This window comes from Shewanella sp. 0m-6, from assembly GCF_052977325.1.
Genome location: NZ_JBRIMD010000019.1, coordinates 31,720 through 55,395 on the forward strand (window position 1 = coordinate 31,720; position 23,676 = coordinate 55,395).

The window sequence follows — 23,676 nt, forward strand, 5'->3', positions numbered from 1 at the left end:
AAGCAATTGAATATTGGGTGTTACTTGATAGGATTGATATATCATGCTTTAACTAATAAATGTTATGGCAGAGCAACTAGACTTATTTTGGTGCAAGCTTTCGATAATCAAAATATTTAGTTTAGTTTTTTATTTGGAATTTAATAATATGCTGCAGATGATTGATTTTGAAAAAGAACCAAAGGGTTTGATCCACGCATTAAAGCTGGATGGCAAGGGCGGGGCGACCAACATTGCTTGGCGGGAAGTCTTAGACGTTACCCCGAGTCAAGAACATCTTTGGCTGCATTTTGATTATGATGAACCTGAAGCACAGCAATGGATTAAAGACTGCAGTGGTTTAAATGAAGTTGCTGTCGATGGACTCTTAAGTGAAGGTAATCGACCTCACGTGCTCACTCGTGGCGAAAATCTGCTCATTATATTACGCGGTGTAAATCTTAATCCTGGAGCTGAACCTGAGGATATGGTTTCTGTAAGAATATGGACTAATGGCCGCGTATTGATCAGTACTCGAAAGCGAATTTTATTATCCACCGGAGATTTGACTAGCGACTTAGCAGAACATGTTGGCCCAAAGGATATCGCTGCATTGTTAGTTAGTTGGATAGAGCGCATAGTGAGGAGAACGACCGATACAGTCGATCTACTCGAAGATGATTTGTTGACGGTTGAGGATGAATTGTTTTTAGGCGAGCCTAAAGATATCCGTAGTGCGCTATTACGAGTGCGCAAACAAAGTATAGGGATCCGGCGTTATATTGCTCCACAGCGAGAAGCCCTGAATCGCTTGATTTCTGAGCCGTTAAGCTGGCTCAATGAGTTGGATCGGCTTAACCTTCGGAGCATTGCAGAGCGCCAGATCCGTCATATTGAGGATATTGATGCGGTAAAGGAGCGAGCCAGTATGGCTCATGATGAATTGGCAAGTAAAGTTGCTGATGATTTGAATCAGCGCAGTTACGTGTTAACGATTGTCGCTGCGGTTTTTTTACCCTTAGGCTTTTTTACCGGTTTGATGGGCATCAACGTTGGCGGAATGCCCGGTGTGGAGTATAAGTTGGCATTTTGGATTGTAGTCGGGATGTGCACTGGTATTATGGGGCTGCTCTTGGGCTTGTTTTACTGGCGTAAGTGGCTTTAATTCTAAGAATAAATCCAACCTGGAAATCATGTTAAGTTCAAGGTTGGATATTGCCAGCTAACCAGATCGCGACTGAATTAATCGTTAACTGTTGTTAGCTTTTTCCTAATATTAACTTTTTTACAAGGTTAGCTTTGTGCTAGTGAGAGCAGTTGAGTCAATCTAATATAGAACATTTTTGTAATCTAATCCGAGATTCATCTTGGACAGGTTACGAGCTGAAAATTGGGCCTTTGTCAGTCACAGTGAAGAACTGAGTTAGTCCCAATTTTCAGGAGATTTAATAGGGTTATGGATTGATGAGGCGGAATTCAGATTGAGTTAAAATAGCTTCCTCCAAAGCGCCTAGCCCCAAGGTGCTATAGCCGTAGAAGTTGGGCGTAAATTGCTCTCTCACCGCGATGGCCGGAGCTGAGATATTTTCACCCAGTAGCATACCGTCGACCAATTTAGCTAAGGTCGCTCTTTTTTCGGCGTTCAATGTGGTATTGAGTTCACTATAGCCACTCACGGAAGAGTAAAGATTACTGAAATCACCGCTGGTATTCTCTTCTATATAATAAGTAATTGTTTTAGATAGCGTTGCCCGAATGTCATTCACCGATTCTTGCTGACTAAAAGAGGTAGTCAGAAGATCATGGCCTCCGGCAGAGACCAGAGTGTCGGCACTAAAACCTGCTTCAGGGAACACTAGGTAAGCAGAAATAGCGCCATCTTTACTGATGGCTGATAGAATAAATCGGTCATCTCGATAGTATTTGATCACATCCCCATTGTAAGTATGTTTGATATACACGGGAGCACCTAAATTCTCTTCAAGAATATCGGACGAGGCTCGGATATAAATTTTGTCCAGCTTATCTTGCGAAGGAATATCGGTAAATTTGGACAATGAAAAATCATAGATTTTAACCAGGGCGTCAGTGGTGTCATTAAAGCCACCAAGGGCAATGGCAACCAAGGACACTAGGGCAATAATTCTAGCCAGTTTTCCTTGAGTTTCTGCTGTGTTGTCGTTAGTGTTCATTTCTACTCGTTAATATCTTTTAGCTTGTCTAACACGTTGTCTTTACCATCTTCAACGGCTTCTTCGATCTGATCTATTGTATCCTGACCGAGCAGGTCGATGATCTCGTCATTGTATTGCACACCGATATAGATCCCAATGGCTATCAATATCATGGGGATAGATTTAAGCATATATTCTGTCTCTGTTTGTATTATTGGTAAAGTGCGATTCGTTGACTCACCTTCTGCAAGTAATTTTTGGTTTCATCGTAAGGCAATTGCTTTAGCAGGTGGTGGTAGACCTGATCCGGTGGCATCTTGTTGATGACTTCAGCGGCCTTGCGGATGTTAGTTGAACGGTTTTCGTTGAAGGCTCTGGCTACATTACCAGCCCCTGTGTTGTATGCTGCAATCATACAATATAGTCTGCTCTGCGGATTAGTAATGCTCTTGAGGTATTTGTCATTCAATATATGTAAATAAGCAGCGCCAGTCTCAACATTCAATGGTGGTACATAAAGGTCTTCAGCCTTCATAGGAGCATCTATGTTGCGAATGTGCCTATTCACATCATGTCCAGCGCTGCTAGGCACCACCTGCATCAGGCCAAAGGCTGGGACATGAGATTTCGCATCGGGCCTGAAACTCGACTCACTATGCATAATGGCCATAATGACAGCTTGGTCTATTCCCCATTTCTTACTTTCTGCAGTGGCCAGAGGCAAGTACTGGTTGGCGCGGTTGTTTAAGCTCTTATTGGGTAATTTTACGGTATAAGACACTATTTTTTTCTTGGTTGCTGGCTTAATTACGACAGCTGGGGGCAGAAGTGAAGTCGGTTTATTCGGCTGACTAGGTTTGATCTCGGTTTTGTCTTGCACGCCAACCAGTGCAGTTATTTGCTTATCGGCAACTGATGGCTGTTCGAGCGCCTGTGGGGCTGTTGGTTTGCTGTCAGAAACAATGGAATCCAGTGCAACATCTTCAATACCCAGCTCTTTTCGCTTAGTATCAAACAGGGTTGCGATATGTGTCAGACGAACTTTAGCCTCATCCAATAAGGCCTGTTTTTGCTTATGCGCTCTTTCAAAAATAAATGATTCTGGTATACCCGTGTTAGACTGAATTAATCTATCAGCCTGAATATCCAACTCCTTCATTTGCAGGTCAACCTGCTTAATAATAAAGGATTTTTCCTGTCCCTCTTGCTGGCGTGAATAATTGACTTGTGCAAGCGAGACGCTGGCCTGTGTCAGGTTGAGCGTCTGCCCATCTACAGTCATCTCCTGCTGTACGATGGCGCGCGTGGATTCATTGGCAGCATTAACATCTAATAATACCGATATGGTCGCGGTATTATTTTCATAGTCGATGACCTTTTTAATTGTGTTGCCGCCCTTGTACTCGACGCTTTTTGTTTGGTCAGAAACTTCCCCACTCCCCCACTGTCCAATGAGCTCGGTTCGCTGCTTGTCGAGAGCTTCATTGTACTGCGATCGCCATGCCTCATACTCATCCAAATACTGATTAACATATTGATGGAATTCAGCAATTTTCTCTTCAATTGGTTGGTTAATGCGGATTTTTTCCTGTTCCAACTCGGTGAACGAATTCTCGGTATTTGCATTAGCTGAAAACACAATTGGGATAATTGAAAGGGCGATTAGGGTTTTGTGATAGTATTTCATTGTTTTCTCTGTTTGCCAGGCATAAAAAAGAGGCTATGAAAATAGCCTCTAGATATTGCTTTATATTGCTTTAAGTGACTCGAGCGCGTTAGATAGGTCTTTGGCAGCTTTCTCGTTATTGAACTTGTTCCACAAGCTGGCATCTTGATTGGCAGTGTCGATCACCTTGTTGACATTAGCCTGGTAGGTTTCTTTATCCATACCCACAAGTACATATAAGCCACCGCTTGGGCTTGCCTGACTGACAATAACCTTACTATTTGAAAGCGAGCGCGTGACAACGGTTTTAGTTACGTTTTCAAATGTTTCAATTACATTCTCACTGGCACCGTCCAGCGTGTTAGTATTGACGGTGCTACTGACAGCTTGTTTAAACATATTATTGACGTCAATTTGGAACTGTGAAGCCAGCTGTACTCTGGCATCATTAATGGCTATTTTTCGCATTACGTTCATGCCCGCGACGCTCTTTTTGGCATAACCCATGCCACCGGCGGCCAAATCTGTTGGCATTACGTCACAAATCCACGCAGGGGCTTCTGCGTTTGGTGCGTCGGGAAAGGTACAGTTAGCAAATTGCTGTGCTTGCTCGACGGTTTGAGTGGCAGAACAAGCTGATAATGCCACTGTAATAGCGCATATTAATATAAGTTTTTTCATGTTTATAGCCAAGCCCGTGATTGACACTTAATGTCTAGTAAGTTGTTGCAACGCTTAGGAATCATTTTTGCCTCATCCCCTTTTTTAATTTTCAATGCTGTTTCTTCATCAATCATGACCCAAGAATAGTCAGGTTTAATGCCGTGCATTGGAATGTCAACTACATCACCCTCACCGACACTAAAAGTTTCTACTTCGCCTTCAGAGTTTTTGATTGCATTAGCGAATGCAACTTCAGAGTCAGGTTGTATATTAGTCTTTGAGCCCATTCCTATTTTGACCATTGGGCCACTTTCACAATGACGTAATTCTAGTACTGGTGCGCTTGGAGCCAGCAGTTCTTTTAGTTCACCATCGTGTTCAATAGATTCTGTTGCAGCGGCTAATGCCAAGCTTGAGTATTGAGCATTTGAAATAGGGCATCTTGAGTTGGTTGTTTCTGTGCTAAAGGAGTCGTTACCATCAAGTTCAATTCTTTTTATCAATGTCATATCAGGTAGAGACACTACTTTTGCAATAGCTGCAAATTCGACTTTGTAGTCACAGCTAGCTGGGATCTTTTTACTCTCACCGTCTTTATTTTCATAGTAGCGAGTTTCGTTATGTGATGCACTTAAATCACTTTTCGTTACTTCGGTAATAATCGCATAGTCAGCTATCGGTACGCCTTTTGTATTATAACGTCCACTTTGTTCTGCAAGTTTTATTTCATTTTTAAGTTTGCTAGCTAACTTGCGATCAACTACCTGAACACCAGACGTTGTAAGTTGTGATTCAATTTTGTTTATTAGAGTGGCTTTAAGTTTGTCTGAGGCTGACTCTTCAAAATTTATATCGACTGGTAATACAATGTATTTTTTATCAGCACTTTTTTTTGTCGGAACCTCTGACGATTCAATGTTCACCATAGTATTAGGGTGACAAACGTTCTCAGGGCTAGAAGCACAGGCTCCTAATAACAAAGACACACTGATGGCTACCACTGTTTTATTAAGCATTATTAACTCCATTAATTTATATTTTTATAATGTTAAACCGAGAGCTGGCCACAGTCCGCGCTCATCGACTTGTGTAGAAAAATGGCGCTCTGCACCTTCTTTAGATATTTTGTAATTGGAAAGGGAATTACCTGTTGATATTATTTCACTGCTACTAATGACATTGTTGTTTTTGTTTATAAGTTGCAGGCTTGATATTTGAGTTGAAATGTAGGCGTCAGCAATAATGCTTTGGCGTAAACTTGAAGTAATTTTTAGAGTATGTGTTGCTTTAGGTGACTTTTTTATTGTTGTTTGGATCCCTTCTAACGACAACTTTTCAGCTAACATAAGCGCCATTTTTGGACTGGTATATGGTGGCTGGATGTAAATCAAGATGCTTGATTTAACTCGTGATGAATCGTTGGTTATCTTTTCAATATAAGCTGTATCTATTTTAGTAGCAGGTGATAGAGATGAGAGCATCGCTAGCCTGACAATTGCATAATCTTTGTAATAATCACTATTTTTATTGATTAACCACCACTGAAGAGGATCTTGATGCGATAACTTATCAAGCTGCGCCTTTATCTCTTTGTTGATATTATTTAGGTCAGAGATTAGCTGGTTGATGACGCTCGACTTCTTTATTTGTGCTTGAGCATAAAAATAGATGTCATTGTTTGCTATGTTACTATATTCAACACCGCTAAATGCAATGTTTGATGTTTTCGTATTGACGGCATTATTGATATATGCGCTAGAGTAACTTTCGTTTCCGATGCTTCTATGGGTGTCATTCATAGAAAAAGATGAATTAACTTCAGTCCAGAGTGAGGCATTAATGTTGCTAAGTGCTGACTTTTTCGCTTGTTCTAAGTTTCTTCCTTCACCGACAGCTATAATAAAATCTGAATTGTTTTTTTGAGGTGAATTATACCAGGCTGGAACACTGGTTGATTGGCATCCAAGAGTTAAGGATACTAGCCAAATGTACAGAAATAATTTGCATGTAGATTTCATTTTTGATACTAAACTCTGGTGGTTTTATTTATTGTTTTAGATGGTTGTAGTTTTTAATTGATATTTTCGGTCTTATTTATATGTTTTGTTTGGGGATTTATTATTTAGTGAGGGGAGGCGCCGTAACTTTCTCTGGTGTGAGTTCGCTATAGGCTAACAAATAAAAGGCATCCATTCCCTAATAAAAGTAAATTAGTTTGTTTTAATAGTCCTAGTGAAAAAGTTGTTTTTCATTTTGCATATAATAATATTGATGTAGCTTCTGCGTTGTGATGCCGTTCAAATAAACAAACTTATTTAAATTGTTGTGTGGTGATTTGTTTGGGATAAATCCAATTAATGAATAAGTGAATTTAGTAATTGAATAAGTGGGCACCACAATTTGAAGAGTTATTCAGTAGTAGAATAACTGAGTTCAATTACTGAACTACTGAATTACTGAACTACTGAATTACTGAATTACTGAATTACTGAATTACTGAATTACTGATGGGCTAGGTATTTTATGCGTTTTATGTATTTTTAATTAAAGTTTCTTAAATTTCGCTCGTGGACTACCTAGAGTACATATATAGCTGCAGCGGAGAATTTAACTATAGCCACATTCGTAAATCTAGTTGAAAGTTGTATTATTTAAAAACAACAGAAAGTCGCTAGAGGCCGCTGGATTTAGCATCATAGATATTAAACGTAAGCTGCAAACGAGTCCAATCGGTGAGGTGACGGATCTGTTTATTACGGCAAGACTCGATTAAAGCAAAACGCCAATCGAGCCTTGCACAACACAATAGCTGAATTAGCTTTGTGCTAGTAAGAGCAGTTGAGGCAAGTATTGCGTTTCGCTATTGGCTATTTCTACTTGCTCCGCTAACACCTGTTGTAAAATTTCATGGCTAGTTAGCGGGTTTGCTAACACCACTCTAAATACCACGGCTTTGATATCCATTAGCTGGTGGTTTTCAGGATTAATACGGGTACGCGATACAAACGAGCTACCTTGTTCACGCTGAGTTTTTTGCACAAACTTAGTGAGACCGTCTAGTAGCGCATTAAACTTAGTGAGCGAGGCTATATCGCCAATTTCACGCGCTTTAGCCATAGCTATTTGCACAGATTGTGGAACGTAGCGATAGGTGAGCAGGCAAAGCTCAGGCTTAGATACCAGTTCAAAGTCGGTTTCCGCGGTGATTAAATCGGCGAAATAACGCGCCTTTTCAAGGCTGTTGTTGATTAAAATCTCATAGCCTTCACGGCCTATCACGGTAAGGCAAGCATGGACTAGCATCGCCATACCCGGGCGTGAACCTTCAAGGGTTTGGCTGCCTAAATCTTTTGAGCCTTGACGTAGAATATACTCGGCGTGGTGCTTAATGGCGTTGGCAAAGGTTGGATCTTTAAATAGCACCATACCTGCGCCCATAGGCACATACATCTGTTTGTGGGCATCGATGGTGACTGAATCGGCCCGCTCAATACCTGCAAGTAGGTGACGATACTTATTGGATAGTAAGCTCGCGCCGCCCCAAGCTGCATCAACATGAAAGTGACAATTTAGCTCAGCGGCTAAATCGGCTAATGCATTTAGCGGGTCGATATTGCCGGTTTCAGTGGTACCAGCAACGCCAACAATTGCCATGACTTTAATGTTGTCTTTATCAAGTTGCTTAGCTATTTCACGCATCTTAACCACATCGACCTTGTTATCGTTTGATGTGGGTACTTGAATAATGTTTTCTCGGCCAATACCGAGTAGGTCGGCAGTTTTTGCAAGTGAGTAGTGACCGCGCTCAGAGACTAAAATGGCTAAATCGTCATAGCCATAGTGGCGTAATCCTTTGAGCAGCCCTTGCTTGGCGACGCCTTTAAAGTCGCCATCCGCTTTAAGCAGTTGGTTTCGTGCTGTCCATAGCGCGGTAATGTTAGCGACTGTTCCGCCGGAGCAAAATGCGCCTAAAGAGACATCGGCGCTGTGCATCTGGCTTTGGTAAAACGATTCATTCTCGGCATAAACAAGATGGTGCATCATGCCGAGCACTTGGCGTTCAAGTGGCGTGAAGGCTTTAGATGTCTCAATTTTTACCAGATTCTGGTTCAGTCCTACCATCATCTTAGACAGAGGTAATACAAAGTAGGGCAATGCAGAGGTCATATGGCCAATAAAACTTGGCGCCGAGGTGTGCACCGAATGTGCAACCAGCGTTTGCATCATATTGTCGGCGTAATCGGAGACAAATTGCGGCGCAGCCGGAATATGATACTGCTGAAAATCAAGTTCAACTTCTGTGAGGGGTTTCTCTACCGTGACCACACTTTCTTGCAAGAAACCCATTAAATTCTGTGAAATATTCTGCTCAATTACACTCAGGGTTGAATCTGGGGCTTCTGGAACCGTAAAAATTCGCAGTAATGCCTCTTCTGAAGCGGTGGCTTTTCTTGCTGTCATGGGGCTAACTTTCTCTACTAATCACGCTGCTTTCTGAGCTGAACAGCTTTTCGAAACGGACGGTCAAAACGGACGGTCACTTTACTTTATGCTGTATAGCGCATCAAGTAGAAAATAAAGTGGGCATCTTGGTTGCTGTAAAGCGCCGAGATATAGATGGATAGATTTCTCTTAAGTGCAAGGCGTTTTCATGTGGTCACTAAAAACAAAAAACTTATGCGCCAATGTCGGTAAGTTAAGCCAAACTTGATTCGTAAACAAAAAGCCAAGAACCCTGTTTAAGCAGGGATCTTGGCTTTAAAAGCTTATAAACCACGAAGCGAACACTTCATTTGCTTCGCTTACTTTATAGAGGGCACGAAGAAAAACTCGGACAGTATTGCTTCGTGGTCTTCATGTTCTCAGTGGCCGACTCTTATCTTTTAAAGTTATCAAACTCTCTGAGTTACTTCTTTAAGTGAACGGTACTCGCGGGTCGCTCAGCTTATTTCGCCGCCGATAGCGCGTATAGCGCCGCTACATTCGTCGCAGTGCTGTAGAGATTGTGTTTAGCGCTGCTTAACACCTCTGCAAGGGGCAGGGCTCTTGGCGTAATTGAAAACAGTGCATCGATGCCATGCTCAAGTAACATGTTAGCATCATCACTCACGCAGCCCGCAATGGCGATAACCGCAATACCTTGCGCTTTGGCGACACTTGCAACGCCCATAGGCGTTTTGCCGTGTAAGGTTTGGCTGTCGAGTCGCCCTTCGCCGGTAATGACTAAATCCGCGTTTATAACCAGCTCTTTGAGACTAACGGTTTCCATAACGATGTCGATGCCAGGTTTAAGCTCTGCACCTAAAAAGGTCATTACCCCTAGGCCCATGCCTCCAGCGGCGCCCGCTCCGGCATAGTCGCGATTATCTGTGAACCCACTTTTAGCGATGATGTCGGCATAGTGACTAAGCGTGCCATCAAGCAGCTTTACCATTGCTGGCGTAGCGCCTTTTTGTGGGCCAAAAATTGCCGATGCGCCTTTGTCACCGCAAAGCGGGTTGTTAACATCGCAAGCCACTTCAAAAGAGCATTTTTTGATAAGCGGGTGTAAGTCGGTTAAATCAATACTGACTAGCTCAGCTAAAGCAGCGCCTCCAGGAGAGAGCGCTTTGCCTGCACTATCGAGTAGATGCGCGCCGATGGCCTGAGCCATACCAGCGCCGCCATCGTTAGTCGCGCTGCCGCCAAGACCGATAATAATATGTTCGATACCGCGATTTAATGCATCGACAATTAACTCACCTGTGCCGTAGCTGGTGGTGATAAGTGGGTTGCGCTTATCTGGTGCGACTAAATGCAAGCCCGAGGCGGCGGCCATTTCAATTACAGCGGTCTTTTTACTGCCTTGGTAACCCTCACCTAAAATACCGTAGAAAGCGGCAACGCGATCGCCCAGAGGCCCCGTCACATTTATTTCAACGATAGAGCCTTGGGTTGCATCCACCATGGATTGTACCGTGCCTTCACCACCATCTGCGACAGGGACTTTAATGTACTCGGCTGTCGGCAAAACCGTGCGAAATCCTCGCTCGATCTCATTGGCCACTTCCATTGCTGTGAGGCTTTCTTTGAAAGAGTCGGGGGCAATCACAATTTTCATGCAGTATTCCTATAAAACGAGTCAGGCTAAAAAAGGGCTAACAGACTTGTAATGATGCTAGTGTGGATTCATGTCTGTACAGTAGGCAAGCCGTTCAAGGCTTGCCTATTTGTATCGAGCAAAGAGCGTTAAAGTAACACTAAGCTTAGTAGGTAAACCAAAGCCATTGCCGTAACACCTTGAATGAGGGTGGCCATGGTTTGGGCTTTGTAAGCTTGCTTAACACTCATGCGGCTGAACTGAGTCACCACCCAGAAAAAACTATCGTTGGCATGAGAAACTGTCATTGCACCTGCACCAATGGCCATCACTGTTAATACGCGGCCCATATCACTGGCAAGGCCGATATCACCTAGCATTGGCGCAACCAGAGCCGAGGTCGCGACCAAGGCAACGGTAGAAGAGCCTTGCGCTGATTTAAGGGCTGCAGCAACGACAAATGGCATAAAGATCCCTATGCCTAATGCAGACAGTGATTCGCCTAAGAAGGTGCCGATGTCGGTGGCTTTAAGCACGGCGCCAAATGCACCACCTGCACCGGTGATCAATAAAATAGGCGCAGCAACCACCAAGCCTTGACTGATCCGGTCGCTAAATTCTTTAATCTTATCCTTGCTCTTTAATAAAGACAGAGACAGCAACAAACCTATCATCAAGGCATTAACTGGCTGACCAAGGAAAGCTAAAATCTCGAAAAGCATGCCATCGCCAAGTGGCGCAGAGGGGAAGTTAGCAAGCGATCCTAGACAGATAAGGAAAATAGGCACGAAAATGGGCGCAAATGCACGAGTCGGGCTTGGAAGCGTACCGTAGGTTTGCTTAAGCTCTTCGAAGTTATCCTTTTGAGTTAACAGCTCCTCTGCACCTTCGCCATCAGGTTGGGTATTGGCAAAACGGTTGGCCCACAGTGTACCGGCTAAAGCAGCAACTGCTGCAACAAAGATCCCGACGAAAATTACCAAACCTAAGTTTGACTCTAGACCTAAGTTACCTGCAGCGGCGATTGGACCAGGCGTTGGTGGCACAAAGGTATGAGTCGCATACAAGCCTGTAGCTAATGCCACGCTCATAGAAACACTCGACACCTTCATACGGTTGGCCATCGACTGTTTAAGTGAGTTTAAAATGACAAAGCCTGAGTCACAAAACACAGGAATAGACACGATATAACCGATAATCGACATGGTAAGCGTTGGGAAGCGTTTGCCCAGAACCTTAATCACCACGTCAGCCATGGTTATTGCCGCACCGCTTTTCTCCAAAATAGTGCCTATGATGGTACCTAAGACGATGACGAGACCGATGTAGCCCAAGATCCCGCCGAAACCTGAGGTGATGGTTTTGGCGATATCAGCGCTCGGCAGGCCGTAGGCAAAGGCCGCTAGAAACGATGCGAGAATTAACGTTAAAAAAGGGTGTAGTTTGTATTTAGAGGTGGCGATAACGATAAACGCAATTACAGCCAGTAAGATCAGTACTAAGCTCATAGGGGATCCCTGTATGGGTATTTTTATATGTAAGGTATTGTTGTTTTAGCCAGGTTGGCGCACCGTTTCGACAGTGCTGACCAAGGTATTTCAGGCCGAAATATTATGCGGCGGTGAAAGGAATATTTCTTTGGCGATGTTCACGAATTTTGATGAGATGAATACAAATATTTTGTGCGGATGCACAATTGAGGCGCAGAGGGCTTTTTGAGTTAGAGTTTTATTTAACGTTTTCTATTTAAAGCTTTTATATTAACAATCACTGTGCTTGACAGTGATAACGGGCTCTGTGGCGTTTATGGCATTTTCATAACGAATATGACAGTTAAAGCTGACGCTTTTATCATTAAGATCTTCGGAGAAAAATATATAAATCTGATTGTTGGGGCTCGATTTGTCGACAAAGAAAGGCGCAGCATCATTATCAAGTTTAATGGTGGTCAGTGATACTGAATCGATATCAAGCCAAGCGCGAACCTGACGATTAAGCTCATCGAAGCTATCGTTACCATCGACTGCAGGGTAGCCATTGTAAAGCGGAATAGTGACTCCTGCATATTCAATGCTACCAGAATCGACATTTTCCCCTTCAATCACCGCTTTACTATGGACTAAATCCAGACCGCTTTTCATCGCTCCAGCGATACCCTCTAGCACTGCGACTTTACTGTCGGCGTGAAAATTAACAAACTTGGGTAAGGCGATAACCGCTAAAACCCCTAGTACTATGATCACCACGACTATTTCAATGAGGGTAAAACCACGTTTACGTGCAGAGGTTAAGGTCATACAGCTCCTATCGTTTGAGATTTTCTTAGTACCACCTGGCCAATATACAGTTGCAATAATCCATCGAGTTGATTGATATTTGTGCCGGTTATTTGTTGGATCCTGTCGAGTCTATAGCGTAGCGTATTTCGGTGAATAAAGAGAACATTAGCACACAGTTGCAGGTCGCCAAAGTGCTGCAAGTAAGCGGTCAGCGTTTTTATCAATTGACCATTTTTATCAGCCTTGATGAGTGCTTGATAGGGGCAGAGCAGTTCTTTACCACGCCAATTATCTTTCAGAACGGATAATAGCACCTGTAGCGAATAGTCTTCGTAAAGGTATTTACTGTGTTCGGGCTGCATCTGTTGGCCAATGGCCAAGGTTTCTAATGCCGTCTGGTAGGAGCGATTAATCTCTTGTGGTTTAGGAAAAAAATGTCCGAGTGCGATCTTAAGACGACGATTGAACTCTTTAGGAAGCCTGCTGAGGAGTTGATCGATACGTTCACTTTCAAGCTCGGGATCCCAGGACTTTCCATCGAGGAAAGCAGGTTTTAAAATGACGAGTTCAGTCATCGACGTCATCGCCACTAGATTGCCGCGCGATGGGTTCTCCAGCAGGTGCAATACTTGCTTTAGCATCGAGTTAGCCGCGGTTTCCTCTTCATCAGTCTGTACTTGAATAACGGCAACCACACGGGGTGCATCAAGATCGATATTAAGCTGAGAAGCCCAGTTACGCTGATGAGACGTAAATGGCCCTTCCGATTTAATCAACTCAATGATCAACTCCTCTTTTTGTCGATACTGCCATTGAGCTTGTTCTATCGTATTGGCCTGCTCAACAATAATTTCAGCAGTCATCTTGAGTAGCTCACCATAACTGTGTAATTTTTCAGGTTCGCCGGTTATGCCTATTACGCCAATAATCTCGCCTTTATAGTGCAGGGGCAGGTTAATTCCTGGCTTAACACCTTGTAGCGTGCCAGTACTTTGTGTGCTGATCTCAACAGTTCGCTGCTGGCTAATCGCAAGTAGTGCACCCTCATGGATAGCACCAATGCGGTGGGATTCACCCGAACCCAAAATCACGCCATGATTATTCATCACATTAATATTGTGACCAATGATCTTCATGGTGCGCTTAACGATTTGCCGTGCCAAAGAACCATCTAAAAAGTACACGTTTAGCCTCACTAATGCTTGAAATAATCGACGTTTTAGCCTAATGGTGATCGGCGTAAAGTATTGCTACAGTGCCTTAAACTGATGAAATGTGGCATTACTTTATAAGTTATTTGTGAGCTTGATAGGCATTTGTGCGCTGCGTTTGGCTTGCGGCAATTAACAGGGCAACACGCTTTTGTAATTGAGGGATAATCAGCTGTTCAAAATCAGGGTTTCGTTTAAGCCAAATATTATTTCTTGGACTGGGATGCGGCATCACTAAGGTGTTTGGCCACAATGTGTGCCAGTTAGCTACCGACTCTGTGACGCTGAGTTTCTGTTTTAGGTGCCACTCTATGGCATATTTTCCGACTAACAATGTCAATTCAATATGTTCTAGTTGATCTAATACTTGCTGGCGCCATTTTGGGGCACATTCTGGACGGGGTGGTTTATCACCACTTTTTTTATCGGCAGTGGTGTAACTACCGGGAAAACAAAAGCCCATAGGTAAAATGGCAAACAAGTTAGGGTCGTAAAACTGTGCTTTAGTCACACCAAGCCATGTCCGCAGGCGCTCGCCACTAGCATCATCAAAGGGGCGGCCTTTATCATGTGATTTTTGTCCTGGTGCTTGGCCTGCTATCAGGATTTTGGCTTGTTTGCCTAACTGAACAATAGGCATAGGCTCAAGCGGCAAAGCCTTTGCGCAAATCTGGCATCGTGCAATATCTACTTGAAGTTGTGTGAAACTAGGTTCGTTAGGCATAGTATTTAATTTTGGTTTTGCTGCTAATTACCTAGCTATATTGAATGATTTGGTAAGCCCAATAGCCTAGGTAACCGTAGCCAATAGCAAGGGTTGATAGGCTTAAGAACTTCACTTTAATGTCGGCTTGGCTAATCAAGGCGACATGGGCGCATGCAATTGCAAAAATGGCGATAGGTGTAACGAAATAAGCAGCGATTAAAAGCGAGATAGCGGCGAGTACAATAATTAACGCACTGTTTTTAGTCGGTGCTTTAGTGGCTGACAAGTTCAGTTGAAGTGGTAATAAGCTCAGTCCGATGGCAATAATAATCACACCAATATTCATCGAAATAGCACCAGCAGTATCAAAATAAATCAGTGCGACAAACAACGCAATAACCGACGGGATAATGGCGACAAGCGTATGCATTTTGGCAAAGTTACGGCTGTGATATTTACCCGTAAAGTAAAACAATGCATTGAGCAGTAAATTAAACAAGCTGAAACCGCCAAGTGTTATAGCGAGCAGCAACACGTTGGTGGTGTCAGACGCCATAGCAAATGCGGGAAGTGGTGCAATAAAGATTGTAAGAAGAGCAGCTTTATAAATAGATGTTGAACGAGTCATGAGAAGTCTTTAAATGAATATGATGATATTAAGATCTACTAAAGCAGTGATAAGTTCAAGTTGAATGGAGATGACGCGAGCTTTTAGCGCGAATTTTTATCTTTGCGGTGATCGAGCTCACTTAATTGTTCTGGACTTCATTTAATTGTTTGGGATTTCACTTAATTGTTTGCGGTGTTTGGGCTGACTGGTCACTCTATAGTGTCTGCGCTAGCTAAACAGTATTAGGGCAAAAGTGGCTATCCATGAAAGACAGAGAGGGCAAGCACGAAGACAAAAGCTAAGCTCGTTGAGTTTTATCTTTAAGCTTTTCCTCCGAGAACTCGGTGAAAGCGAAGCGCTTCGTGGTAGATAAGCACTTATGGAAGAGTTATGGTTGATGTAAATTTTTTGCAACGGTCACACAGAGAAGCCAAGCACGAAGACAATAGCGACGATTATAGGCAATAAAAAACCCGCATTAAGCGGGTTTTTTGATGTACCGAGGTTTACTTGAATTACAAACGGTAACTCACGCTTAGCATGATTAAATGTGCATTATAGTCGTGGCTATTATTACCAAAGCTTAACACGTTCCAAATGCCATCTACTGCAATGTCATTGGCTGCATCGTTGTCTTTATAGTTTTCCATCTTATAGTCCAAGCGCAGATCCATTTTCTCTGTTGCTTTGTATAAGGCGTAAACATTGACGTTATGCACTTTAGCGTAGTAATCACCATAATCACCGGTAATACCCTGAGTCACTTGAGTGTTACTGTTTGAGTCTGAGTATGTGTAATCAACACCTAGACGTAGCTTTTGCTCCATCAAGTTGTTGTAGCTAAAGCCTGCACCGATAATGTCGAATTGATCTTCAACTACACCATACCAGTTTGGTGCACCAAGGTTAGTGCTACCTGCTTGATCTGAATCGATGTTCTGACGGTTATAGAAAGCCGTTACTGTCATATCATCATTGATTAGGTAACTGACACTTGCGTCATAACTCATATCTTTCGATTCGGTCAGACCGATTTGAGTTTCGTTATAATCATCAAGCGCATAACGAGCACCAAAGTCTAGCGTTAAGCTATCAGTTGGATTATGGGTAACACGTGCTTCGATTTGAGTACGGTTTCTATCGGCAAGGTTGTACTTGCGCAGTAGGTCGTTTGACTCATCAGATGTCAACTCAGACGCTTGATACTTAGAGCCATCACGTTGACCGTAACTACCTTTGATCCACATGTTCCAGTTGGCGTATGCACTGAGCTGGTATTTAGCCCAAAGTGTGCTTTCGTCAGTGGTTTCACGATCTGAATAGTTACGTTCATCCTTACGGTAGTCAAAGCCACCTTCAAGCTTGTGGCCACGCGCTAGACGGTAGTCTGCACCCAGCTTAGCTTTATGAGTGGTGATGTCGTATGGCGTATTGTAAGCCGCTTGACCCGTAGTAGAATCGATGCTGATCTGCGTCCACTCTTCAACATTGGTCTTGTTATCACGGTCGCTATAATCATAGCTTGCGTTTAAACGCAGTTGACGATTAATACGAGAAACCACTTTTAGGGTGGCGCCGCGCGTGTCGACTCGACCGTCAAGTGATTCACTTGGCAATTGATAACCATAACCCGATGTATTGAAGTCTTGATCTTGAGTCATCTGGCCTAAGTAAAAACGGCCATTCATCACTGTTCGGCCAGCAACATATTGACCAAGAACAGATACCGTATGGGCTTCGTTATCAGGATCGAGTGACATGTAGCCAGTAGTTTGCGCGCCAAAGGTTGGGCTAAACGCATTCTCAAACGACAGTTCACTATACTCATTCTTGAAGATAGAGCCGTTATAATTAACCGAAGTAAACCAGTTGTCTCCAGAGAAGCGTACGCCAGCTTCAACAGTATCTGTGGTGTAATCCACAGGTTCAGCAAGCATCATTGACTGGTTGTAAAAGCTACCAGATGCTTGTTTAAGACCAGTTTTGTCTTCACGTTGATAATTAACGTAGGTGCTCCATAATGATTCACCTTGCTCATTTGAAAACGTATAGTCAAAGCCTAAGCCTGCACGTTCACGCTTAAGTGAAAGCTCAAGTGGGTTTAAGCTTGAAGACAAGCTGGTCATGTCTTGTGTGCTACCGGCATGAACCCAATCGCCAGGAAGCGTTAGATCATCACCGCCAATACCTTGATAAGGGCTCATCGCCTCATCGGTTTTGTAAGTTTTGATTTGACGGTAATTTAGGTTCAAGTTGTATTGACCCTGCTTACCGACATTAATCTCGGCACGACCATTTTCCATGCCTAAATTGTCAGCTTCGATAGTGGCTTGGTAGCCATTTTCGCCAGTGTATTTCACATCAGCGTCAACTTTACCGACAAAGCCACCTTCAGTTGCAAAGGCATTCGCGGAGCGAATATCATCGCTGTCGCTATAACCCGCGCCTACGCCAACAGTACCTACAGTGCCTTTTTCGACTTTACAGTTTTTACACACCCACTTGTCGAATTTTACTTTTTCGGTGTTCGCATTTTGAATGCCATAACCATCAGCTGCGATAGCTGCACCAGACATAAACATTCCGGCGTTGGTAAGCAAAGCGAGCGTGACTAAATTTAATTTGAATTTCATCTTCTCGTCTCCGTTAGCGCTGGAATAGTTGGCCAGATGGATGGTTAGAACCATGGATCTGGTTATGACAGTTCAAACAACTACGTCCACCAGTCATTGCGTTACCGCCAACAGTTGAACCTTGTTCAGTGTTGCCAAATAGCGCTTGACCGCTATGTGCCGATGAGTGGCACTGTTGACAAAGCTGTGGAGCACGAGTCTTTAGCATGCCTTCGTTAACGCTGCCGTGTGGGTTGTGGCATGTCACGCAGTCTTCAGTAACGGGTGCATGCTCCCACAGTTTTGGGCCGCGTTTCTCTGCATGGCATGAATAACAGGTTTCGTTAACATTAGGCTTAACTAAATCTGAATCACTCATGGTGCCGTGTGGGTTATGACAATCGCTACACACCATTTGCGCCCACTTCATTGGATGGCTTGAACGCTTGTTCATGTCCGCTTTTTGCTGAGTATGACAGCTAGTACACACTTCCATTTCAGTGTTCTTAGAAAGAACAGGGTCTTTGGCTGTGTGTACCGAGTGACAAGAAGCACAAGCAACGTCTGCATTGTCGTGGTGTCCACCATTCCAATCCATACGCTTGTCGTCTTTATGACAGCTCATACAAACACTGTTTTGCTTCTCAGCGCTCAGTGTTGAATCAGGACCAAAAGCGATCATTGGCTCGTTACCGCCGCGGTTATGTTTACCCATTGGGCCGTGACACGCTTCACATTGAAGGCCAGCCATAGGGCTCTTGCTTGAATCAACTGAGCCGTGAACACCCTTAAATAGGTCCATCACTTTTTCAGATTTTTTGTGGCACATAAGGCAAGAGTCAGCACCTTTTGGTGAGTACTTACCTTCGGCGAATTTCTGATCCAGTGTGGCTTCAACTTCATCTGGTGTCATCTTAGCATCCCACTTTGACGCAGTCGCCGTCTGAGCAAAACCAAGTGACAGTACAGCCGTCGCCATCAAGGCTGGCAGTAGGGTTTTTAATTTTTTATTGATCTTCATAATAGCTTCCTAAACTTGCACAATTTTGAAGAGAAAGTGGGGGAGAGGCCTCCCCCTTTTTTCAAAACTCTTGGACTCAAGCGTTAACTAAGTCGTTAACAACGAGAGTCATTGAGTGTTGCGCAAATTACATCTTTACCGCAGTGTGATCGCCTGGAGTAGGCGCGTGGCAGAAGAAACACGTTTCCAGCTGCGCAGCGTCATTAACCGCTTGTTTGTTAAAGCTGTTAACAATAGCGCCTTGACCTTCAACGTGAGCGGTAAACTTGTTTAGAGACTCTTCGCTATAGGTATGACATGACATACAGGTGGCTGCGATAGGTGTTGTATAAGCACCGCCTGCAGTTGCTAATGCGCCTTTTTTCTTGAAGGCATCAAGATTTAGGTCGTTATGACACTGATCACAAGTCATGCCTGCAATAGCAGCATAATCACCAGAGCTATGAACTTTATGAAGTTTTAGCTCTAATGCGCCCATATTTGCACCGCTTGCATAAGTACCATCTGGTGTGTGACATGTAGCACAACCATCTACGCCAACAACCATTTCACCATTAACTTCACGACCTAGCTGTTCTGTCATAACAAAGCCTGCATGGTACTCTTTATGAAGTTCCCATTCAGTGCCATGACAGCTTTCACACGCTTTAAAGTTAACTGAATCGGTATGACGCACGCTTGGTGCTTCACCAGATAAGGTGCCATGTGCCATCGCCGCTTTCATACTGGTACGTGATACATCTTCTTCACACTTAACGGCCGTTGTACCGTCGTTACAAAGAGATAGACCAATTAAGCTAAACGCCGTGTCAGTATCGCCTTCACCATATGGTAGATCAGCTATAACGGTAACGAACTTACCGTCAACGATTTGAGTATCAGATGTTACTGCGCCGTCTTTGGCTAAGTTGATAAGAACTTTATGCTCGCCATTGATAGGATTGCTGTTGTAACCCATGATTGGGTAGTTAGGGCCAACGTTAGTGATGGTTTCTAGCTGCTCGATATTCGCAACAATCGTTGCGGCATCAATTGCAGTACCTGAGGCATCGGTAATCGTAACACTTAGAGTTGTATCACTACCTGAGTCAGTTTTTACTGCAGACAAACTTGCTTCCATTCCATACTGCTCGATGAAAGCTTTCTTTTGTGCAAAACCTTCAGTATGCAACTCTTCTGTCCAGCTTGCGTTATGACACGCGATACAGTTTGAGTTGTCAGCTTGCTGTGAGTGACCTTGGCCAGCCTTAAAGTCAATGTTAACGTGACAGCTAGTACAGGTTTCCATGGTTGGAACGCGTGACCAGTTACCCCATTCGCTTAACTCGTCGCTGCCTTCTTCTGGTGCTACGTGACAAGTCGTACAGTTATCTTGCACGATTGCGTTGGCTTTATCGGCACTCTTGTCCATGTTTCTGCCGTACATCTTGGCATTGTTGTGTACGTTATGGATTAAGTGATTGTAAGCAACTTGAGGTTTGCCTTTTTCATCAGCCATCTCTTGTGTATGACAAGCAGCACAGGTTTCTGAAGTGGTATAGCCGTGGTAAATTTTCTTACCTTCAGCGTGGCATGAGTTACAGCTTGCAGTCGCAACAACATCTTTAGTGTATGTCGCTTCGTAGCCTTCGCCTGAGAAGTCTTGTGACAGCTCAGTGCGAGGTACTGTAGTCGTACCGTCAGCTAGGGTTGAAGCACTTGCAATGACGTTATAGCGTTGAGTTAGCTCAGAGTTGTAGCCTTCAACAGGAATGGTAAAGCTATAGTTACCATTCTTTTGATCTTCAAATTCTTTTTGTGAGCCAATGTATTGCCACTCTGCACTATTACCCGCACCAGTAGCACCCTGTGGAATAAGTTGTACCACTTTTTTCACTTCAAGCGCAGTTAAACCTACAACAGGTAGGTCTTCTTCGTTTGTCGCAAACACATTGATTGTCGGAACGCCATCGGCATAAGTGACATCGGTCACTTTTAGATTAAGTACATTGATTACATCGGCAGCGGGGCCACCTGGGTTACCAGGATTACCGTCGTTGCCATCGTCGCCACCACAGCCGGTAAGGGCCATAGAGACAGCACCTGCTGCGAGAAGCAGCGCAATTTTAGATTTATTAGTATTCATCATTTTTTCCCTGCATAGGTTTGGCACTGTCTTAAACGTGTGGCTCGATTTAGTGAGGCCGACTGTAATTTTTTAATTTCCGTTTTAAGTCAATGCTGGAAATAAGATTCCCCAAGGAAAGGCTAACGTAATGTAGGGCTAAAATCTGCATAACAGGTGCCAAGATGTGACCTAGATCTGTCTATTTCTAAAGAGGTATGCAGGGGAGAGGTTAGAGAGGTTAAAAGTTGAAATTATTAAGCTTATGTGAGTGATAAATGTAATAAAGTTTTTAATGGGTGTTGATAATTGTTCCCATTAAAAAGGGAGGCTATGCCTCCCTTTTGTTATACTAAGCGTTAATTATGAGTGTTACTCACTAGTGGCTGCTGCCCCAGTTTGAGTGAGCATCTAGTATCGCCGCATCTTTATGACAAGTAGAGCAAGTCTCTTGTACATCAAGTTTTTCGTACTCAGAAGCTGGAATACCCAGAGTGCTTAGAGAAGCGCCTTCCTGAACTAAGATGCCGCCCATAGATTGGATGTGAGAAGCAGCTGAACTATCCAATGCATATGGTGCTTGGTGACAACTTACACAAGCCGCTGTTTGTGGAGAAACAACAAGCTGCTCGTCACTATAAACAGGCTTGTTCTCTGCATCAACGCCAGTTTGAACTTTACCAAATGCAACTGGTGCGGCATCGCCTTTGATCTTGCTTAGCGAGAAACCATCTTCACCGTGACATGCTTGACACTCAGCCTTCTTGAAGAACATCTTTCCACCGCTGTCATACAAGTAGTGCTTGCTGTGAACGATATAAGCTAAGTTAGAGCTTGATGTCTTTCTATCACGAGTACCGTTGTGACAAGTTGCACAGCCATCCATATCGTTGCTGAAACGGTGCTTGATGTCAGTCGTGTGACATTGCTGACAGTCTGTCATTGCAGCATGTTGTACACGTGGAGATTCTTCAACTTTTGCGCCATCTACTGCAAAGTAGAAAGTGTCAGATACTGCATATGGGCCAGAGTTAGAGATTGAACCATCTTCAGCCTTTTCACAGTTAGCTACAGCGCCTTTACCGTCAAAACAAACATGTAATTGACTGCTAAATGCGGCTTTAACGTTTGCAGTTTCCATTACTTCAGCAACTTTATAGTCAGCATCGGTAAAGGTTACGTTGATAGAGCCTTCTGCACCGGCCGCAAATTTGTCGTAGCCAACTTTTTGGTAGTTAACAACGAAGTCATCATCTACTACACCGTTAAATACGATAGCACTAGTGTATCCACCGTATTTATAAGGGCTAGGATCGATCTGTGCAAGCGTAACTGTGGTGTCACCGTTAGTGACAGTCATGTTAGCAACAACAGTCTTAGAGGCTGCATCATAGCTCATGCTGTTAAAGGTGACTTTAGTCACTGCAGCTTGTGCGTTGTCATTTTGAGCATAGTGACCGCGCTCAGCACCACGGTATCCATCAGGATCATTGTGGCAGCTTACACAGTTCTTTTTGCTATCAGCGATTTGGTTATTCTCGCTGTCCCAGTGCCAGCTTGGTACTGCGTATGGGCTGTTGTGACAGTTCATACAAGTAGCTGTATCGATATCACCTTTCCAAGCATCCGCCATTGCTAGGTTCTCGTCAGGCTGGTGACAAGTTAAGCAGTTAGATGCAGATTGTGGGTAGATACCGTTGTAGTAAGAGTGGCTGTGAATTTCGTGAGCCATTCCCTTAATTGAACCATCGAATTGATATGCTTCGCCAACAGCATTGCCATCTTCATCTTTGTCTTGCTTCATGTAGCTGTTGTAATCAGCATGACAGAAAGTACAAGATTCAAGAGTAACGTGCTTGCCGCCGTGCATCGCTAATGCGCCATCTTGACCTGGACGGTGACAAGATTGACATGTTTCATTTGCAATAACAGCTTTTGGTTGTTCTTGAGCTGTATCAGAACTCGGCTGCCAATAGAAGAAGCTATTATCAACGAGTGTTGAACCAGCATCGTTTGCTGATTTAACGCCTAAATAAAGGCCGTTAGTTGCTTCTGCGTCATAAGCATATTTATCTAAAGTATCAACGGCTTTGTTTAATACTAGTGTGTAGCTACCGTCGCCATTGTCTGTTAGACAATCTTCACAGTTTTTACCTTGGAAGTATGAAGAACCCGTGTAATGGCCTTCACCTTTGTCTTTGTTGAAGTAGCTTAACCAGACTTCTCTTGGAGAGCCTTCGATATCCGTCGTGCCAACTTCGTCTTCATTGCCCATGCGGCCAAATGAAACTGCACCGATATCGTTTTGTTGTAAACCAAATACAGCTGCGCCATTAGCATCAGCTAGATTGAAGTTTACTGTTAAGAAGCCATCTTCACTCACACTTGCTGAAGTGATATCAGCTTTAACTTGTGATACTTCACCAATAGGAGAGCCAACTGGACCTGGCTTACCATCTTCACCGTTCTTACCATCATCACCGCTACAACCTGTCATTGCTAGTGATAGCAATCCGGCTGTAAGCAATGCTTTTGAAGCAGCGCTTAGATTAAATTTTTTCATCATTTTTTG

Annotated in this window: 19 protein-coding genes; 2 read left to right on the forward strand and 17 right to left on the reverse strand. The window is 43.6% G+C overall.

The features are described from left to right. The first annotated feature begins 148 nt into the window (after nucleotides 1–148). Nucleotides 149–1,144, forward strand: coding sequence for a zinc transporter ZntB (locus ACVBJC_RS14480; RefSeq protein ID WP_447161561.1), 996 nt, complete (start codon nucleotides 149–151; stop codon nucleotides 1,142–1,144). A 289-nt stretch (nucleotides 1,145–1,433) separates the two neighbouring features. On the opposite strand, the gene ACVBJC_RS14485 is transcribed toward ACVBJC_RS14480, so the two are convergent. From ACVBJC_RS14485 to ACVBJC_RS14510, 6 genes are read right to left on the reverse strand one after another with little or no spacing between them, the layout of a single operon-like run. Then, entirely contained in the window at nucleotides 1,434–2,171 is a 738-nt protein-coding gene (locus ACVBJC_RS14485) for an ETEC_3214 domain-containing protein (RefSeq protein ID WP_447161562.1), read from the reverse strand. A gap of 2 nt (nucleotides 2,172–2,173) precedes the next feature. Continuing rightward, nucleotides 2,174–2,344, reverse strand: coding sequence for a hypothetical protein (locus ACVBJC_RS14490; RefSeq protein ID WP_447161563.1), 171 nt, complete (start codon nucleotides 2,342–2,344; stop codon nucleotides 2,174–2,176). 20 nt (nucleotides 2,345–2,364) lie between these two features. Beyond that, complete coding sequence (locus ACVBJC_RS14495) at nucleotides 2,365–3,840, reverse strand: transglycosylase SLT domain-containing protein (RefSeq protein ID WP_447161564.1); 1,476 nt, start codon at nucleotides 3,838–3,840, stop codon at nucleotides 2,365–2,367. A gap of 60 nt (nucleotides 3,841–3,900) precedes the next feature. Then, nucleotides 3,901–4,500: an LPP20 family lipoprotein gene (locus ACVBJC_RS14500; protein WP_447161565.1), complete on the reverse strand. Its 600-nt coding sequence runs from the start codon at nucleotides 4,498–4,500 to the stop codon at nucleotides 3,901–3,903. Between the two features lie 2 nt (nucleotides 4,501–4,502). Continuing rightward, the gene (locus ACVBJC_RS14505) at nucleotides 4,503–5,498 is read right to left on the reverse strand and encodes a hypothetical protein (RefSeq protein WP_447161566.1); all 996 of its coding nucleotides are present in this window, start codon (nucleotides 5,496–5,498) and stop codon (nucleotides 4,503–4,505) included. A 24-nt stretch (nucleotides 5,499–5,522) separates the two neighbouring features. Further along, on the reverse strand, nucleotides 5,523–6,500 hold the full coding sequence (locus tag ACVBJC_RS14510) for a hypothetical protein (protein WP_447161567.1): 978 nt from the start codon (nucleotides 6,498–6,500) through the stop codon (nucleotides 5,523–5,525). A gap of 617 nt (nucleotides 6,501–7,117) precedes the next feature. Here ACVBJC_RS14510 and ACVBJC_RS14515 point away from each other — a divergent pair. Beyond that, the gene (locus ACVBJC_RS14515; protein WP_447161568.1) at nucleotides 7,118–7,255 is read left to right on the forward strand and encodes a hypothetical protein; all 138 of its coding nucleotides are present in this window, start codon (nucleotides 7,118–7,120) and stop codon (nucleotides 7,253–7,255) included. A 41-nt stretch (nucleotides 7,256–7,296) separates the two neighbouring features. Here ACVBJC_RS14515 and panP read toward each other — a convergent pair whose 3' ends face one another. From panP to ACVBJC_RS14570, 11 genes are all read right to left on the reverse strand, one after another. Next, nucleotides 7,297–8,943 (reverse strand): pyridoxal-dependent aspartate 1-decarboxylase PanP, encoded by a 1,647-nt coding sequence (panP, locus tag ACVBJC_RS14520; protein WP_447161569.1) that lies wholly within the window; start codon nucleotides 8,941–8,943, stop codon nucleotides 7,297–7,299. 484 nt (nucleotides 8,944–9,427) lie between these two features. Next, the gene (locus tag ACVBJC_RS14525) at nucleotides 9,428–10,582 is read right to left on the reverse strand and encodes a glycerate kinase (RefSeq protein ID WP_447161570.1); all 1,155 of its coding nucleotides are present in this window, start codon (nucleotides 10,580–10,582) and stop codon (nucleotides 9,428–9,430) included. A gap of 128 nt (nucleotides 10,583–10,710) precedes the next feature. Beyond that, nucleotides 10,711–12,069, reverse strand: a complete 1,359-nt coding sequence (locus ACVBJC_RS14530) for a GntP family permease (RefSeq protein ID WP_447161571.1) — start codon at nucleotides 12,067–12,069, stop codon at nucleotides 10,711–10,713. 252 nt (nucleotides 12,070–12,321) lie between these two features. After that, a complete protein-coding gene (locus ACVBJC_RS14535; protein WP_447161572.1) occupies nucleotides 12,322–12,858 on the reverse strand; it encodes a prepilin-type N-terminal cleavage/methylation domain-containing protein in 537 nt (178 codons plus the stop codon). Further along, complete coding sequence (locus tag ACVBJC_RS14540; RefSeq protein ID WP_447161573.1) at nucleotides 12,855–14,024, reverse strand: sugar diacid recognition domain-containing protein; 1,170 nt, start codon at nucleotides 14,022–14,024, stop codon at nucleotides 12,855–12,857. The genes ACVBJC_RS14535 and ACVBJC_RS14540 overlap by 4 nt, the downstream gene beginning before the upstream one ends. 109 nt (nucleotides 14,025–14,133) lie before the next feature. Beyond that, a complete protein-coding gene (locus ACVBJC_RS14545) occupies nucleotides 14,134–14,775 on the reverse strand; it encodes a uracil-DNA glycosylase family protein (protein ID WP_447161574.1) in 642 nt (213 codons plus the stop codon). Nucleotides 14,776–14,806: 31 nt separating this feature from the next. Beyond that, nucleotides 14,807–15,385, reverse strand: coding sequence for a hypothetical protein (locus ACVBJC_RS14550; protein WP_447161575.1), 579 nt, complete (start codon nucleotides 15,383–15,385; stop codon nucleotides 14,807–14,809). 497 nt (nucleotides 15,386–15,882) lie between these two features. Further along, a complete protein-coding gene (locus ACVBJC_RS14555) occupies nucleotides 15,883–18,000 on the reverse strand; it encodes an MtrB/PioB family decaheme-associated outer membrane protein (protein WP_447161576.1) in 2,118 nt (705 codons plus the stop codon). Between the two features lie 13 nt (nucleotides 18,001–18,013). Beyond that, a complete protein-coding gene (locus ACVBJC_RS14560; RefSeq protein ID WP_447161577.1) occupies nucleotides 18,014–19,000 on the reverse strand; it encodes a DmsE family decaheme c-type cytochrome in 987 nt (328 codons plus the stop codon). A 127-nt stretch (nucleotides 19,001–19,127) separates the two neighbouring features. Next, nucleotides 19,128–21,128 carry an OmcA/MtrC family decaheme c-type cytochrome gene (locus ACVBJC_RS14565; RefSeq protein WP_447161578.1) on the reverse strand — a complete coding sequence of 667 codons (2,001 nt, stop codon included), beginning with the start codon at nucleotides 21,126–21,128 and terminating at the stop codon, nucleotides 19,128–19,130. Nucleotides 21,129–21,483: 355 nt separating this feature from the next. Next, nucleotides 21,484–23,667: an OmcA/MtrC family decaheme c-type cytochrome gene (locus ACVBJC_RS14570; protein ID WP_447170566.1), complete on the reverse strand. Its 2,184-nt coding sequence runs from the start codon at nucleotides 23,665–23,667 to the stop codon at nucleotides 21,484–21,486. Nucleotides 23,668–23,676 lie beyond the last annotated feature (9 nt).

Coding starts and splice junctions, on each gene's coding strand:
- ACVBJC_RS14480 (WP_447161561.1), top strand. CDS start 149: ATGCTGCAGATGATTGATTTTGAAAAAGAACCAAAGGGTTTGATCCAC.
- ACVBJC_RS14485 (WP_447161562.1), bottom strand. CDS start 2,171: ATGAACACTAACGACAACACAGCAGAAACTCAAGGAAAACTGGCTAGA.
- ACVBJC_RS14490 (WP_447161563.1), bottom strand. CDS start 2,344: ATGCTTAAATCTATCCCCATGATATTGATAGCCATTGGGATCTATATC.
- ACVBJC_RS14495 (WP_447161564.1), bottom strand. CDS start 3,840: ATGAAATACTATCACAAAACCCTAATCGCCCTTTCAATTATCCCAATT.
- ACVBJC_RS14500 (WP_447161565.1), bottom strand. CDS start 4,500: ATGAAAAAACTTATATTAATATGCGCTATTACAGTGGCATTATCAGCT.
- ACVBJC_RS14505 (WP_447161566.1), bottom strand. CDS start 5,498: ATGCTTAATAAAACAGTGGTAGCCATCAGTGTGTCTTTGTTATTAGGA.
- ACVBJC_RS14510 (WP_447161567.1), bottom strand. CDS start 6,500: ATGAAATCTACATGCAAATTATTTCTGTACATTTGGCTAGTATCCTTA.
- panP (WP_447161569.1), bottom strand. CDS start 8,943: ATGACAGCAAGAAAAGCCACCGCTTCAGAAGAGGCATTACTGCGAATT.
- ACVBJC_RS14525 (WP_447161570.1), bottom strand. CDS start 10,582: ATGAAAATTGTGATTGCCCCCGACTCTTTCAAAGAAAGCCTCACAGCA.
- ACVBJC_RS14530 (WP_447161571.1), bottom strand. CDS start 12,069: ATGAGCTTAGTACTGATCTTACTGGCTGTAATTGCGTTTATCGTTATC.
- ACVBJC_RS14535 (WP_447161572.1), bottom strand. CDS start 12,858: ATGACCTTAACCTCTGCACGTAAACGTGGTTTTACCCTCATTGAAATA.
- ACVBJC_RS14545 (WP_447161574.1), bottom strand. CDS start 14,775: ATGCCTAACGAACCTAGTTTCACACAACTTCAAGTAGATATTGCACGA.
- ACVBJC_RS14550 (WP_447161575.1), bottom strand. CDS start 15,385: ATGACTCGTTCAACATCTATTTATAAAGCTGCTCTTCTTACAATCTTT.
- ACVBJC_RS14555 (WP_447161576.1), bottom strand. CDS start 18,000: ATGAAATTCAAATTAAATTTAGTCACGCTCGCTTTGCTTACCAACGCC.
- ACVBJC_RS14560 (WP_447161577.1), bottom strand. CDS start 19,000: ATGAAGATCAATAAAAAATTAAAAACCCTACTGCCAGCCTTGATGGCG.
- ACVBJC_RS14565 (WP_447161578.1), bottom strand. CDS start 21,128: ATGATGAATACTAATAAATCTAAAATTGCGCTGCTTCTCGCAGCAGGT.
- ACVBJC_RS14570 (WP_447170566.1), bottom strand. CDS start 23,667: ATGAAAAAATTTAATCTAAGCGCTGCTTCAAAAGCATTGCTTACAGCC.